General features: G+C 32.2%; 10 protein-coding genes. 4 read left to right on the forward strand and 6 right to left on the reverse strand.

Going from position 1 to position 15,323, the window contains the following annotated elements; all coding sequences use genetic code 11:
* Positions 1 to 230: 230 nt before the first annotated feature.
* Positions 231 to 1,217: a helix-turn-helix domain-containing protein gene (locus V1T75_RS16095; RefSeq protein ID WP_330489519.1), complete on the forward strand. Its 987-nt coding sequence runs from the start codon at positions 231 to 233 to the stop codon at positions 1,215 to 1,217.
* Between the two features lie 99 nt (positions 1,218 to 1,316).
* Positions 1,317 to 2,570, forward strand: a complete 1,254-nt coding sequence (locus V1T75_RS16100; RefSeq protein WP_330489520.1) for a nuclear transport factor 2 family protein — start codon at positions 1,317 to 1,319, stop codon at positions 2,568 to 2,570.
* Positions 2,571 to 2,638: 68 nt separating this feature from the next.
* Here V1T75_RS16100 and V1T75_RS16105 read toward each other — a convergent pair whose 3' ends face one another.
* The 6 genes from V1T75_RS16105 to tsaD all read right to left on the reverse strand — a co-directional run bounded on the left by V1T75_RS16105 (position 2,639) and on the right by tsaD (position 9,777).
* Positions 2,639 to 4,270, reverse strand: a complete 1,632-nt coding sequence (locus tag V1T75_RS16105) for a pyruvate dehydrogenase complex dihydrolipoamide acetyltransferase (protein ID WP_330489521.1) — start codon at positions 4,268 to 4,270, stop codon at positions 2,639 to 2,641.
* 3 nt (positions 4,271 to 4,273) lie between these two features.
* The gene (gene pdhA / locus V1T75_RS16110) at positions 4,274 to 5,269 is read right to left on the reverse strand and encodes a pyruvate dehydrogenase (acetyl-transferring) E1 component subunit alpha (RefSeq protein WP_330489522.1); all 996 of its coding nucleotides are present in this window, start codon (positions 5,267 to 5,269) and stop codon (positions 4,274 to 4,276) included.
* A 143-nt stretch (positions 5,270 to 5,412) separates the two neighbouring features.
* Entirely contained in the window at positions 5,413 to 6,087 is a 675-nt protein-coding gene (locus V1T75_RS16115; protein WP_330489523.1) for a hypothetical protein, read from the reverse strand.
* A gap of 67 nt (positions 6,088 to 6,154) precedes the next feature.
* Positions 6,155 to 6,820 carry a M15 family metallopeptidase gene (locus V1T75_RS16120; protein WP_330489524.1) on the reverse strand — a complete coding sequence of 222 codons (666 nt, stop codon included), beginning with the start codon at positions 6,818 to 6,820 and terminating at the stop codon, positions 6,155 to 6,157.
* Between the two features lie 57 nt (positions 6,821 to 6,877).
* Positions 6,878 to 8,731 (reverse strand): LTA synthase family protein, encoded by a 1,854-nt coding sequence (locus V1T75_RS16125; protein ID WP_330489525.1) that lies wholly within the window; start codon positions 8,729 to 8,731, stop codon positions 6,878 to 6,880.
* 17 nt (positions 8,732 to 8,748) lie between these two features.
* Positions 8,749 to 9,777 (reverse strand): tRNA (adenosine(37)-N6)-threonylcarbamoyltransferase complex transferase subunit TsaD, encoded by a 1,029-nt coding sequence (gene tsaD, locus V1T75_RS16130; RefSeq protein WP_330489526.1) that lies wholly within the window; start codon positions 9,775 to 9,777, stop codon positions 8,749 to 8,751.
* A gap of 197 nt (positions 9,778 to 9,974) precedes the next feature.
* On the opposite strand from tsaD, the gene V1T75_RS16135 reads away from it, so the two are divergent.
* The gene (locus V1T75_RS16135) at positions 9,975 to 14,363 is read left to right on the forward strand and encodes a translocation/assembly module TamB domain-containing protein (RefSeq protein ID WP_330489527.1); all 4,389 of its coding nucleotides are present in this window, start codon (positions 9,975 to 9,977) and stop codon (positions 14,361 to 14,363) included.
* Positions 14,364 to 14,375: 12 nt separating this feature from the next.
* Positions 14,376 to 15,299 (forward strand): DUF368 domain-containing protein, encoded by a 924-nt coding sequence (locus V1T75_RS16140; RefSeq protein ID WP_330489528.1) that lies wholly within the window; start codon positions 14,376 to 14,378, stop codon positions 15,297 to 15,299.
* The last annotated feature ends 24 nt before the right edge of the window (positions 15,300 to 15,323 follow it).

Below are 15,323 nucleotides of genomic sequence, written 5' to 3' on the forward strand. Positions count from 1 at the left end.
GCCTTAGAAGGCAAATAAAAGTGGAACCTACTAATATATTTATACTTTTTAATCGTTGTTATACGTCCCTTACATAGCTAAATGGTTTAAGAAGCATTTGCGTAAATAAGATTTGTAGATTGAAATTTGTTTTTTAATCTTTACGTTTTATATAAGCAAAAATGAGTTTAGGTAAGGCAGTTTTATTTTTCATATGTTCTTTGGGGGTTTTTAATGGTTTTCTGGTCAGTATGTATTTTTTATTGATAGAAAGAGTTAAAAGAGTCCCTAATTTTTTATTTGGATTGCTAGTTTTCTTTTTAACAGTTAGAATAGGGAAATCTGTCTACACAATATTCACACCAAGAGAAGAAAGAAGCTTACTGATTATTCAAATAGGTTTATCAGCCTGTTTTTTAATAGGAGTCTCACTGTATTTTTACCTCAAATCGTCTGTAAGAAAAACGAAGAAAATTCCATTGAGTTGGAAACTTCATTTCTTCTTCTTCTTCTTTATAATAATCATTGTTGGCATTATAAAGCCTTATGCAACAGATGCTCTTTTTTGGAACACTTATTTTGTAAAGTTTATTTATGTCGTTTGGGGTATTTACATACTTTTATCTGCTTTTATTTTAAAAAATACTTTTAAGAAATTGTTTTCAAAGAAAGATACTTGTAGTACTCCCGAAGTTTGGATAATGGCTGTTTATCTAAGTAATCTACTCATTTATCTAGCTTATATTATTGGTTACTTCTATTTTTATTTTGTGGGAACTGTTACTTTCTCTATTGTATTTTATGCATTAATACTACTATTTCTTTCTAAGAAAAATAGAGAGTCTATTTTCAAAGATTTGCCAGAAAAGTACTCCGCTAAGAAGATAGTGAACGAAGAAGCTGATTTGTTAAACAGACAATTAGATTTTTTAATGAAAGAAGAAGAACTATATAAAGCAACAGATATAAAATTGTCCGATGTTTCGTCTAAAATAGAAATATCTTCGCATAAATTATCGCAATTTTTAAACGATAACTTAGGAAAAAGCTTTGCAAGTTTTTTAAATGAATACAGAATAGAAGAAGCAAAGAAGTTGTTGCGAGAAAATCATAAAATTACTTTAGAAAGCATCGGTTTTGAAGCTGGTTTTTCTTCAAAATCAAATTTTTATGCTACGTTTAAGAAAATTGTGGGGTTAACACCAGCGCAGTACCAAAAACAGTTTTTAGAAGACTAACGAGTACACAATTATAATTTAGGACGCCTAAATTATAAGACTTCATCAAGAAAGAAAGTTGTTTTAGGAGATTTGAAGTAAAATTTAAATCTTTTAAATATGAAAATTATTACAACATTCATTTCAGTACTCTTTTCTTTATCGTGTTTTTCACAAGATAAAGAAGATATTAAACAAGAACTTCTAATTAATACCTATGGAAACAAACAACAAAAAGTAATTAATTACGATAAGAGCTTTGTCTCTGATGATAGATTGTTTTATGAAAGTTTAGATCGTCCAGATACTAATTTACCTCTTTCTGATAAAGAGCTTGTAGAAGAAACTCTTAAAAGTTATATAAACGGAAGTTCATATAATAGACTCCATATATTAAAAAACTCTTTTTCAAAAGATGCAACACTTTATTTAACCACAAAGAATGGCTTCAAGCGTTATTCTCCAGAACAGTATACAAATTTCTTCTCAGCGGATAAAAAAGGAGAGTTTAATGGCAGGATAGGAGAAATCATTTCAATTGATATCACTAATGATATTGCCACTGCTAAAGTTGAAATTTTAATACCTAACCGTAAATGGAGATTTATTGATCTTTTTTTATTAAAGAAGTTTACTAACGAATGGAAAATCATCAGTAAAACAGCAACGAGAGAATCATCTATAGAAACGGGAAATAAAATTTTATTTGTAGTTTCTAACACAGATTATTATTTAGGAACTGATATTCCTACGGGGAATAGTTTTGATGAGATTATAGTGGCTTATGAAATGTTTAAAGATGCTGGTTTTAACATAGATATTATAAGTCCACAAGGAGGTGCTATTCCTTTAAAATATTTGAATACTTCAGAGAAAAAGAAGAAGAAATATTTATACGATAATGATTTTATGTATGCTTTAAAATACACTAAAACACCCAAGCAAGTTCGTTCGCTTGATTATAAAGCTATTTACTATGTGGGAGGTGGTAGTGCGATGTTTAACGTGCCTAAGAATAAAGAAATTCAAAAGATAGCTATGGATATTTATGAAAGCCAAAATGGAGTTATCAGCGCAGTGTGTCATGGTACTGCTGGAATTGTTTTTTTAAAGAAAAGTAACGGAGAATATGTGGTGAAAAATAAACGTGTCAATGGTTTTCCTGAAGATCATGAAAAGAAAGATAGAGCGTATTTTAAAAGCTTTCCTTTTTTAATTCGAGAGACAATTGAAAAGCATGGTGGAAACTTCTTTTACTCAAGCTCTCCTCTTGATGCACATGTAGAAGTTGATGGAAGATTGGTAACAGGACAAAATCCTGCATCGGTTCCTCAATTGGTAAAAGAGGTAATCAAAATTATCAATTCAAAATAACACCTAATTTAATTAACAAAAAAAAGCTCGCAATTCGCGAGCTTTTTTATTTATAGTTTTATTGAAAACTAAGCCAACATAGTAACTGGATTTTCAATATAGGTTTTTAAAGTTTGTAAAAACTGAGCACCAACAGCACCGTCAACCGTTCTGTGGTCACATGCTAAGGTTAATTTCATTGTATTACCTACAACGATTTCTCCATTTTTAACTACTGGTTTTTGTACGATGGCACCTACTGATAAAATTGCAGAGTTTGGTTGGTTAATAATTGAAGTAAAACTCTCAATTCCAAACATTCCTAAGTTAGAAACGGTAAAGGTACTTCCTTGCATTTCTCCAGGAGTAATTTTCTTGTTTCTAGCTTTACCAGCCAAATCACGTACAGCAGCACCAATTTGTGTTAAACTTAAAGCATCTGTATGTTTTACTACAGGTACAACTAAGCCTTCATCAACCGCAACCGCAACACCTACGTGAATGTGACTGTGGAACAACGTATCGTTATCTGTCCAGCTAGTATTAACTTGTGGGTGCTTTTTCAAAGCCATTGCACATGCCTTTACAACCATATCGTTGAAAGATATTTTAGTATCAGGAATTGCGTTAATGGTTTTACGAGAAGCCATTGCATTGTCCATATCTACTTCTATATTTAAGTAGAAGTGAGGAGCAGAAAATTTAGAATTACTTAATGCCTTAGCAATCGCTTTACGCATTTGAGAGTTCTTAACTTCAGAAGTGTTTTCTTCTCCAGCAATTGCAAAATTAGTTACTGCTGATGGAGTTGTAGCTGCACTTGTAGCTACAGGAGCTTCAACTTTAGCAGCTGGAGTATAGTTTTCAACATCTTTTTTGATGATACGACCATTTTCTCCAGAACCTTTTACATCTGCCAAATTAATCCCTTTATCTTTAGCAATTTTCTTAGCTAAGGGAGAAGCGAAAATTCGACCTCCTTTATTATTAGATACTGTTTCAACTGGAGCAGCGACTGTTTCTGTTTTGTTTTCTACAGCCTTAGGAGCTTCTTCTTGTTTTTCAGAAGCGTCAGTATTTGCCAAAGTACCAGCATTATGAGCTTCTACCAATGATGAAACATCAGTACCAGCATCACCAATAATTGCTAATAAGCTATCTACGGGAGCACTTTCACCTTCTTGAACACCAATATGTAATAAAGTACCTTCGTTGAAAGATTCGAATTCCATAGTTGCTTTATCAGTTTCGATTTCAGCTAAAATGTCACCTTCTTCAACTTTATCACCTACTTTTTTTAACCAAGTAGCTACGGTACCTTCAGTCATCGTATCACTTAAACGAGGCATGGTTACCACTTTTACTCCTTCAGGAATAGAAGCATTGCTAGATGCTGTTTCAGGTTCTTCGGTTTTAGGTTCTTCTGATTTTGTTTCAGCAGGAGCAGAAGTATTTCCGTTTAATAATGCTGAAAAATCTTCTCCTTCTTCTCCAATAATAGCTAATAAACTATCAACAGGAGCTGTTTCACCTTCTTGAACACCGATATGTAATAAAGTACCTTCGTGGAAAGATTCAAATTCCATAGTTGCTTTATCAGTTTCGATTTCAGCTAAAATATCTCCTTCTTCAACTTTATCACCTACTTTTTTTAGCCAAGAAGCGACCACTCCTTCTTCCATCGTATCGCTCAAGCGAGGCATGTTTATAATTGTAGCCATTGTTTACTTAGATTTTATAAATGGATAATCTTCTTGTTCGTATACCATATCATATAATTGATTAAGCGCTGGATATGGAGAATCTTCTGCGAATTTTTCACATTCCTTAACCATATCTTTTACTTCCTTATCAATTGTTTTGATTTCCTCTTCTGTAGCGTATTCCTTTTCTTTAATAATCTCTAAAACCTGAGTAATAGGATCTATTTTTTTGTACTCTTCAACTTCTTCTTTGGTACGATAATGTTGAGCATCCGACATAGAGTGACCTCTATAACGATACGTTTTCATTTCTAAGAAGGTAGGACCGTCACCACGACGAGCTCTTTGAATAGCTTCATCTACAGCCTCAGCGACTTTAATAGGATTCATTCCATCAACAGGTCCACAAGGCATTTCATACCCTAAACCAAGTTTCCAAATATCAGTATGGTTTGCTGTTCTTTCAACAGAGGTTCCCATAGCGTACCCGTTATTTTCAACGATAAACACTACTGGTAACTTCCAGTTCATAGCCATGTTAAAAGTTTCATGTAAAGAACCTTGACGTGCCGCTCCATCACCGAAATAACATAGAGTAACAGCATCGCTACCTTTGTACTTATCTCCAAAAGCGATACCAGCACCTAAAGGAATTTGTCCTCCTACAATTCCGTGACCACCATAGAAACGGTATTCTTTAGAAAAGATATGCATTGAACCTCCCATACCATGAGAAGTACCTGTAGCTTTACCATACAACTCAGCCATAACACGTTTAGGGTCTTCTCCCATACCAATTGGTTGAACGTGATTACGGTATGCAGTAATCATTTTATCTTTTGTCAAATCCATTGCATGTAATGAACCTGCTAAAACAGCTTCTTGACCGTTATATAAGTGTAAAAAACCTCTAACTTTTTGTTGAATGTAAACTGCTGCTAGCTTGTCTTCAAACTTTCTCCAAAATAGCATATCTCTATACCAGTTGATATAGGTTTCTTTGGTGACTTTTTTCATTATATACTTTAGTTGTTTATTTAAATGTTTGTTTGTTTTACCTGTTGCAAAACGTAGCTACAAAAATAAGTAGTTTTTAGTAATTTAAAAAACGTTATTACTAAAAGTTAATCAAAGGTTTTAGATGAAAAAGAGAGGTGCAATTACTGCTCCTTAGCTACAATAATCGTGGCTTTAGCACCTGTGGCTAAATTCCATTCATTAGAAGAAATTAACATGCCTGCATCATTGTAAATTTTAAAAGCAGCGGTATTAGGGCCAGAAGTCCCTTGATTAAGGGCAATAATTTCTATAGTATTAATGCCTTCATCTAAAGGAAGGTTGAAAGATTGGTAACTTTGTCTTAAGGTAAGGTTGCTAACAACAGGTATACCATTTATGCTGATTGTAACTTTGTCCCCATCGGGATATTGATAGTCTCTACAGATTATATTAACACTTTTAGACTTAGTGCTAAAACTCCCTAAATCTTGATCAATAACAGGGTATTGGTACATTCCATTAATCTGTTTGAAATTTTTTAAGTATTGTTCTTCAGCTATTCTGGCCTTAGTTAAGATCCCTTTATTTTCTATATCTTTTTGAGCTTGCTTTTTTTGAAGTTCTTTTTGTTGTTTTTGATGTGCAGTCTTAAAACCATTAGTATTACCAAAATCCAATGATTCTGGTTTTTTTACTTCTTTGGCTGGCGCAGTAATCACTCCAAAAGTAGAGTTTCCCTTTTTTTTACCACTAACAGTGCCATCCATCTGTGCAAAAACATGTGATGGTATGCTACATAAAAAAACGATTAGAAGTGTTGGTATTATTTTCATCATTGGAAATAAATCTAAGCAAATATAATGCCGATTTTTAAGTGATTTTAAAATAAAGAGTTAAAACTAGTTATTTTACAGGAAAATCAAAAAAGGTTTTAGGGAAAGGCTCAGCTCTTAGGGTAAAATGCCACCATTCTTTGCTATAAGACCTAAAACCATGTTTACGCATTATTTTTTGTAGTAATTGTCTGTTCTTTTTTTGCTGTTTGGTAAGGTTTTCATAAGTAATATGAGAAGAAACTCCAAAAAAATCATAGGGACTTCCCATATCTAATTCTTTACCCGTTTCTAAGTGTATAATTGTTAAGTCGACAGTACTGCCTCTTGAGTGACCAGATTTAGAAGAAATATATCCCAGCTTAAACAAATGACGTTTGTTAACATCAGGATAATATTGTTGTTTCATTAGGGTATCGTTTATTACCCGAGCCCATTTTACAAAATGATTTACTGCTGTTTGTGGGCGATAAGCATCATAAACTTTTAAGCCTAATTTTTGACTTGCTAACTCATCTTGAACTTTTTTTAAAGCTTTAGCAGTGGGAGTAGTAGCTATAAGGGTATTTTCTTCATATCCATTAACTGGAACCCCCATAAAATTATTGGTATGACAATATCTTAATTCACCTTGTATAGTAGGAGATACCTCTTTTATATATGAAAAACCGTCAGGTAATTTTTGAGACTCAACAACTAAAGAAGTAAATAAAAATAACGTTAAAATCCATTTCATAGGGTAAAAGTAATGAAATGGATTTTAACGATTTATTTCTCAATCAAAGATTAACTTTTATTTATCTAAAAAATCTTGATAGGCGTTCTGACTAATAGCTCTTCCTAAAGAATCTAAAGCTTGATAATTACCTTCTTGTATAACGGATTTGTTGCTAACATAATCATAAACAAAAGTTCCGTTTTTAGAAACAGTACCAAATCCTTTATTAAAAACATAATGTGCATATTGATTTTCAGAAGTATTAAAAATATTTTTTCCAAACTGAAATTGTTCTGGTTTGCCTCCCAACATGTCTGTTAAAGTATACGCCAAATCACTTTGAGCGCTAAAATGATCAATGGTAATTCCTGTTTTGTTAAGAGCACCGCCCAACCAAACCATTGGGATTTGAAATCTTTTAGGAGCATTAAAATATCCTTTATGTTTAGGTAATGGGTGTCCGTGATCAGATAAAATAACAATTAATGTAGTATCCCACCAAGGTTGTTTTTTGGCTTCCTCAATAAACTTTCCTATGGCCTTGTCTGTATAAGCTTGAGCGCTTCTGTATAAATTTTCTACAGAATTTTTACCGAATTTATATTTTCCAGGAAATTCATAAGGTTCGTGACTGGTTAATGTCAGAGCTACTTCAAAAAAAGGTTCTTTAAGGCTTGGATCTGATAAATCTTTCATAAATCGATCTAAAAAAATGTGATCATGAGCTCCCCATTTTGAGTTCCAATTATCTTTGTCAAATTCCGTTCCATCTACAATTTTATCAATTTTACCGTTTCGTAAATAGGTAATCATATTTCCAAAATTGCTATCACCTCCGTAATAAAAACTAGTATTGTATCCTAGTTTTTTCATTTCTTTGGTAAGTATAGGTAACTTTCTTGCTTTGTACGGAATTTTCATGATGCTTTTTGTAGGCTGAGGATAATAACCGCTTAAAATAGCAGGAAGCCCTTTGTCTGTTCTGTCCCCATTTCCATAGAAATTAGTAAACAAAATACCTTCTTTTGCAAGTTGGTTTAGGTTTACGGTCACATCGGATTCACCTCCCAATACACCCACAGCTTTTGCTGAAAGACTTTCCCAAATAAGGATAATAACATTCGGCTTTTGAGTATTTAAGATAGCATCTGTATTAGCTGTTAAAAGTTGATTCTTAGTTTTATTGATGATGTCTTTAGCAACATCTTTTTTATAATGAATGTAGGGATTCTTACCATCAGTTTTATGACTAATTGTATTAGCGAAGTTCCAAATAAAGTTTACAGCAGCATGATTGGCAAACATATTTTTAGAGAAGTATACATTACTTTGGTTAATAGGAATATTAGCAAAACCACCTCGCATAGGAATAATTAAGCTACCAATTAACAGTAAAAATATAGGAGCTTCTAAAAAATGTCTTTTATTTAATTTCTTAAGGACTTTGTTCAACACCTTATTAAAACAGTAAATAGTAATTACCGAAAGTAATGCCCAAGCAAAAAGTCCGCCAATTAACTGTAAAGTACTTACAGAAGCTAGCATTGCTTTGGGGGTATTAATATAATTTAAAACTGTTACATCTATACGAACTCCCCAAAATTTATACAAAGATATATCCGTTAGCATAAACAGGTTAATTACTAAAAGAATAGGAAAAGTATAAGCTTTAATAATGTAACCAACCACTTTTTTAGGAATCCATATGGAAAGTAAGATGACTAAAAAAGGGATAGCAGCTAAGTAAGCCGCAAAAGAAAAATCTAATTGAATACCGTATACAAATGTTTTTAAAGCAGTAAAAAAACGTAATTCAAAAGTTTTATCAAAGTAATATATTAAAAACAAAAAGCGGGCGAGTAAAAAATATACTACCCATAAAAAGTAATAGGTAATACTAAATAAAAATCTGTTTTTAAAGTTAGTCATTGTAGTATGAAAGAGGTTTACTCTGTAACTTTTAATCTGGCCTTAGCTGTTACAGAAATATCAGAATAGTCGTTGTTTAAATACTTTAAATATCCAGCAATGGCAATCATAGCAGCATTATCTGTGGTATATTCAAATTTAGGAATATAGGTTGTCCAACCCCAATGTTTTTCAGCTAAAGTTAAACGCTTTCGTATTTCTGAATTGGCAGAAACGCCACCAGCAATTGCTATATGCTTAATACTGGTTTGTTTTACCGTATTTTTAAGTTTATCTATTAAAATTTCAATAATAGTATGTTGAATGGAGGCACAAATATCATTAAGATTTTCCTGAATGAAATTAGGATTTTCCTTTACATTTTTTTGAATAAAATATAAGATTCCAGTTTTTAATCCACTAAAACTAAACGCTAAATCACTTACTTTAGGTTTGGTAAATGTAAAGGCTTTTGGGTTGCCTAATTGAGCATATTTATCAATTAAAGGACCTCCAGGATAAGGCAGCCCTAGTATTTTAGCTGATTTATCAAAAGCTTCTCCAACTGCATCATCAATTGTTTCCCCTAAAATTTCCATTTCAAAATGATTGGTAATTTTTACAATTTGTGTATGTCCTCCGCTAATGGTTAAGCAAACAAAAGGAAAAGGAGGTATTTTACTTCCTTCCTCTTCAATAAAATGAGCTAAAATATGTGCTTGCATATGGTTAACATCTATCAAAGGAATGTTCAGCCCCAAAGCTAAAGATTTAGCAAATGAAGTTCCTACCAATAAAGATCCCATTAATCCAGGCCCACGAGTAAAAGCAATTGCATTTAAATCGTTTTTGGTTATGCCTGCTTGCTCAATAGCTTGCTGTACAACAGGAACGATATTTTGTTGATGCGCTCTTGATGCCAACTCAGGAACTACACCGCCATATTTGGCATGCACTTCTTGGTTTGCTACAACATTACTTAGCACTTTTCCGTTACAAATTACCGATGCACTTGTATCATCACAAGAGCTTTCAATACCTAAAATATAGATGTTTTCTGTACTCAAATCTTCTCTGATTTAGGGTACAAAAATATCGATATTACGTTAGATTTTCGTTAAAAATAACATTTCTTTAAAATAAGGCAGCATTTTTGCAGTTTGCTGATTACTTTTGTTAAATAGGATTATAAATAAGCGGGATTATTAAAAGATTAGGAAACATAATAGGTAGAATACTAAAGTATACAGTACTTTTTTTACTCTTGCTTTTTATTTTACTATCCTTACCTTTCGTACAAAGTCAACTTGCCAAGCAAGCAACGAATTGGGTAAATAAGGAATACAATACCAATATTGTTGTACGAAAAATTGACTTATCATGGTTTGGAAATATTCAATTAAAAGAAATTGAAATTCGAGATCATCATAAAGACACGTTAATATTTGTAAACAACTTAACAACTTCTATACAGAATGCGAAGCGTGTTTTAGAAAACCAAGTAGATTTAGAAGAGGCATCTTTAAGCGGTGTTCATTTTTATATGAAAACATACAAAGGTGAAAATAATGATAACATGTCTATTTTTATAGATAGTTTTGAAGATGGAAAGCCTAGAGACAGTATAGCTACTCCGTTTATTCTGAAAAGTAATAAAATTTCTTTAGAAGATTTAACTTTTAAGTTAATGGATGAGAACAAAGAGGCCCCTCTCGAGTTTGCTGCCTACCGTGCAGGAGCAGAATTAAACGATTTCTCTATTATAGGCCCTGATGTTTCTATGAAAATAAGAAATATGTATTTTACTGAAAATAGGGGGGTAAATGTATCAAATTTAGCTACCGATTTTACATATACAAAATCCTTTATGGATTTTAAGAATACAACTTTAACAACAGACAATAATACAAAGTTACAAGCTGAAGTTAGGTTTGCCTACAATCGAAAAGACTTTGTAAATTTTAATGATAAAGTTAGAATTAAGGCTAAGTTTCAAGAAAGTGTAGTTTCAGTAAGAGATTTAAACAAACTATACAATGAAATTGGTGGACACGATTTTCTGTATATAAGTGGAGATATTGACGGCGTCTTGAATAATTTTAGTGCCAATAATGTAAGAGTACACTCGAAGGGAGGAATGAGGATTATTGGAAATATGGGATTTGTAAACGCTATTAAAACAAGTAGAGGTTTTGTTTTTGATGCCGATTTAGATAATCTAACAGCTAATTATTATCAGTTACGAAGTGTACTGCCAAATTTATTGGGAAGAACGTTACCTACAGAATTTCAAAGATTAGGGAATTTTACTTTGAATGGAATCGTAAAAGTAACTCCGCAACAAATGGATGCTACGGTATCCGTAAAATCTGAAATTGGAACCGCAATCTCTGATCTTCAATTAACAAATATTGATAATATTGACAAAGCAGAGTACACAGGAGAGGTAGAGTTTAAAAATTTTGATCTTGGTGTTTTTGCAAATGATCCAGTTCTAGGAACTGTTTCACTAAAAGCGGATGTTAATGGAAGTGGATTTAATGTAGACAATATAAACACCATAATTATAGGTAAAATAAGTAGCCTGTATTTTAATGATTATGAATATAAAAATTTACAAGTAAACGGACAATTTCAAAATAAAAAGTTTGATGGTTTGTTAAATGCAGCTGATGATAATTTTAAACTGAAATTTGAAGGGTTAGCGGATTTTTCATCTGAGATTAACAAATTCGACTTCATTGCTGCTGTTGATAGAATAGACTTGAAAAAAACAAACTTATTTACCCGTGATAGTATTGCTGAACTTAAGGGGAACATCAATTTAAATATCTCTGGAAATACCTTTGATGATATTATTGGAAAAGCAACCTTTAAAAACTTAATTTATACCAACCAAAAACAAAGTTATCCATTTAAGAGTTTTGAAGTAAATTCATCAGTAAAAGATAGCATAAAAACTATTGAAGTAAATTCAGAAGATATTGTGAAAGGATATGTAAAAGGTAAGTTTTCTTTTGAAGAGCTGCTGCCTATCACTCAAAATGCCTTAGGTAGTGTATACACAAACTATCGCCCGCATGAAGTGGCGCCAAATCAGTTTTTAGATTTTGATTTCACAATTTATAACCAAATAATTGATGTTTTTTTACCAAATATTTCTATAGGAAAGAATACACGATTAAAAGGACGTATCAATTCAGACAAGAACTCGTTAAAACTTACGTTTGAATCTCCTGAAATAAATGCATATAAAAACATAATAGAAGGAGTGGTGTTAAGGTTGGATAATAAAAACCCTTTATACAGTACTCACTTAACCGCAAATAAAGTAAATACAAAGTACTATAACATTGAAAAATTGAACCTATTAAACCGTACAAAAAATGATACGCTATTTTTTAAATCGGTTTTTAAAGGAGGAAAGGATTATGAAGAAAGTTTTAGCTTAGATTTCTTTTATACAATAAATGAATTTCAAAAATCTGTTGTTGGAATTCAAAAGTCGAAGCTATATTACAAGGGGTTTGATTGGGAAGTAAATCCAAATGACGATAAAAATAACAAAGTAACATTTGATTTGCAAAAAGATGATTTTACCATTAGTCCTTTTGTTTTTAAATCTGGAGAGCAACGAATAGATTTTAAAGGCATTGTAAGAGATAGTACTTATAAAGATATAGAAGCAGATTTTAACAAAGTTAAACTAGCGAGCTTTTTACCTCCTATTGATAGTTTAAAACTAGATGGAAAATTAAACGGAAGGTTAGCGTTTAAGCAAGAAAACGAAACCTTGGCCCCAGAAGGGAATTTGTATGTAGAGAATTTTTATATAAATGATTACTCACAAGGGAATTTAGCATTGAATATTACAGGAGAGAATTCTTATGAGAAATACAATGTTAACGTATCTCTAGAAAATGAAAACGCAAAGCATATATCAGCTACAGGTGGGGTCGATTTTTCACAAGACAGGCCTGTTATAGATTTAGATATTTATCTGAAAGAGTATGATATTGCAGCTTTCAGTCCGCTTGGAGAAGACGTTTTGTCTAAACTTAGAGGAAAGGTAACAGGAGATTTTACAGCAAAAGGTTATTTGAGAAACCCCGACTTTAACGGAGTCTTAAATTTTGAAAATGCAGGATTAGCTTTTCCGTATTTGAATGTAGATTTTGATTTAAAAGGAAATACAAGTATTGTTTTAGACAAACAAGAATTTATTTTAAAAGACATTATTCTAGAAGATACAAAATACCTAACTCAGGGAGATTTGTCGGGAAGTATTGTACATCAAAACTTTAAAGATTGGTTTTTAAATTTTGATATTAATACCCGAAACTTATTGATTTTAGACACACAAGAAACGGAAGAATCTCAATATTACGGAACTGGATTTTTAGATGGTGAAGCTAAAATCAGAGGACTTACCAGTTATTTAGATATTGAAGTGAATGGAAAAACAAATAAAGGAACCTTGTTTGTAATTCCCTTAAGTGATGTTAAAACGATAGATAATTACAAGCTAATCCGATTTAAAACAGGAGAGGAAGAAGAGGGAACAAAAGGAAAAGTTATTGGAGATATCAAAGGTCTTGATTTAAGGCTTAATTTGGCAGTAACAAAAGATGCAGTCGCTCAGGTAGTAATAGACAAAGTTTCGGGAAGTGAATTAAAAGGAAGTGGTGAAGGAAATTTAAGAATAGATATTGATACACGAGGTAAGTTTAATATGTTTGGAGACTTTACTGTAGATAATGGTTTCTATAACTTTAAATATGCAGGGATAACCAAGCCCTTTATTGTACAAAAAGGAGGAACTATTTCTTGGAATGGAGACCCTTATGAAGCAGATTTAGATATTACAGCAGTATACAGAACCAAAGCAAATCCAGCACAATTGTTAGATAATATCAATTCAAATCGTAAAATTCCAATTGATTTATACACGAAAATTACAGGTGGGTTGTTTAGTTCAAAACAAGAGTTTGATATTAAAATTCCCAATGCAAATTCAACTGTAAGTTCTGAGTTAGAGTTTATTTTGAATGAGAATGATTTAAATACCAAAATGCAGCACTTCTCGTTCTTGTTAGCTTTTGGTACCTTTTATAATCCAGACGCCATTGGAAGTAGTGCAAGTTCAGGAATTACAGGAACCGCTTCAGAAATAGCTTCAGGAATTTTGACAAATATGTTAAATAGCGACGGAAATAAGTTTCAGTTAGGAGTAGGATATACCCAAGGAGATAGAGGGAATGTAAACAATCTTAATTCAGATGATCAAGTAGATGTGTCGGTTTCAACACAGTTAAGTGATCGCGTATTGGTTAATGGAAAAGTTGGAGTTCCAGTTGGGGCCAATACTCAAACCAGTGTGGTTGGAGAAGTAAAAGTGGAGGTTCTTTTAAATGAAGAAGGGAACCTGAGAGGTACGGTTTTTAACCGTCAAAATGAAGTACAGTACTCTACCGAAGAAGAAGGGTATACACAAGGAGTTGGTATTTCATATCAAGTTAATTTTAATAACTTGCGCGATTTAGGAAAAAAATTAGGTTTACATAAAAAAACAAAAAAGAAAGAAGTAAAAAAAGACACCTTAAAACCAAAGAAAAAGGGCTTGATACACTTTAAATCTAAAGAAGATAAATAACCAAACTATTTTATGAATAGAACAACTAAGGATTACTTTGTAATCATGTTAAAAGGTATGGCTATGGGAGCCGCCGATGTAGTTCCAGGTGTTTCAGGAGGTACTATTGCTTTTATTTCAGGAATTTATGAAGAGCTATTAGGTTCTATTAGCAATATTAATTTAAAGTTACTTAAAACTTTTAAAAATGAAGGTTTTAAATCAGCATGGAAACAGGTAAATGGTAATTTCTTAGCAGCTCTTTTTGTTGGAATTTTTATTAGCATTGTTTCATTGGCAAAAATGATTTCTTGGTTATTGGTACACCATCCAATTTTAGTATGGTCTTTTTTCTTTGGGCTGGTATTAGCAAGCGTTATTTATATAGCAAAACAAGTTACTCAATGGAATCTTGTTTCAGGAGTGCTGTTAATTTTAGGAGCTATATTGGCTTATTATATCACAACACTTAACCCGTTAGTTGCAGAACACTCTTCAATGTCGTTTATGTTTTTAGCTGGAGCCATAGCTATTTGTGCTATGATTTTACCGGGTATTTCAGGATCTTTTATATTGGTGTTATTAGGGGCTTATAAACCCGTTTTAGCAGCCGTAAACAACCGTGATTTTACAACCATAACATTTGTTGGCTTAGGGGCAATTGTAGGGCTGTTACTATTTTCAAGAGTTTTAAAATACCTATTTTTAAATTATAAAAACTATACCTTAGTTGTGTTGACAGGATTTATAATAGGTTCGTTAAATAAAATTTGGCCTTGGAAAAAAGTATTGACTTACAGAACGAATTCACATGGTGAGCAAGTCCCTTTTAATGAGCTGTCTATTTCTCCTTTTTCTTACGACGGAAATCCGCAGTTAATGTATGCAATGATCCTGGCTTTACTTGGTTTTGCACTTATTTTATTGCTAGAAAAATTAGCGGTAAAAAAGCACTAGAAAATAACTAACTTAGCGTTCTAA

The sequence above is a fragment of the Tenacibaculum sp. FZY0031 genome, assembly GCF_036350695.1.
In the GTDB taxonomy this organism is placed as follows: Bacteria; Bacteroidota; Bacteroidia; order Flavobacteriales; family Flavobacteriaceae; genus Polaribacter.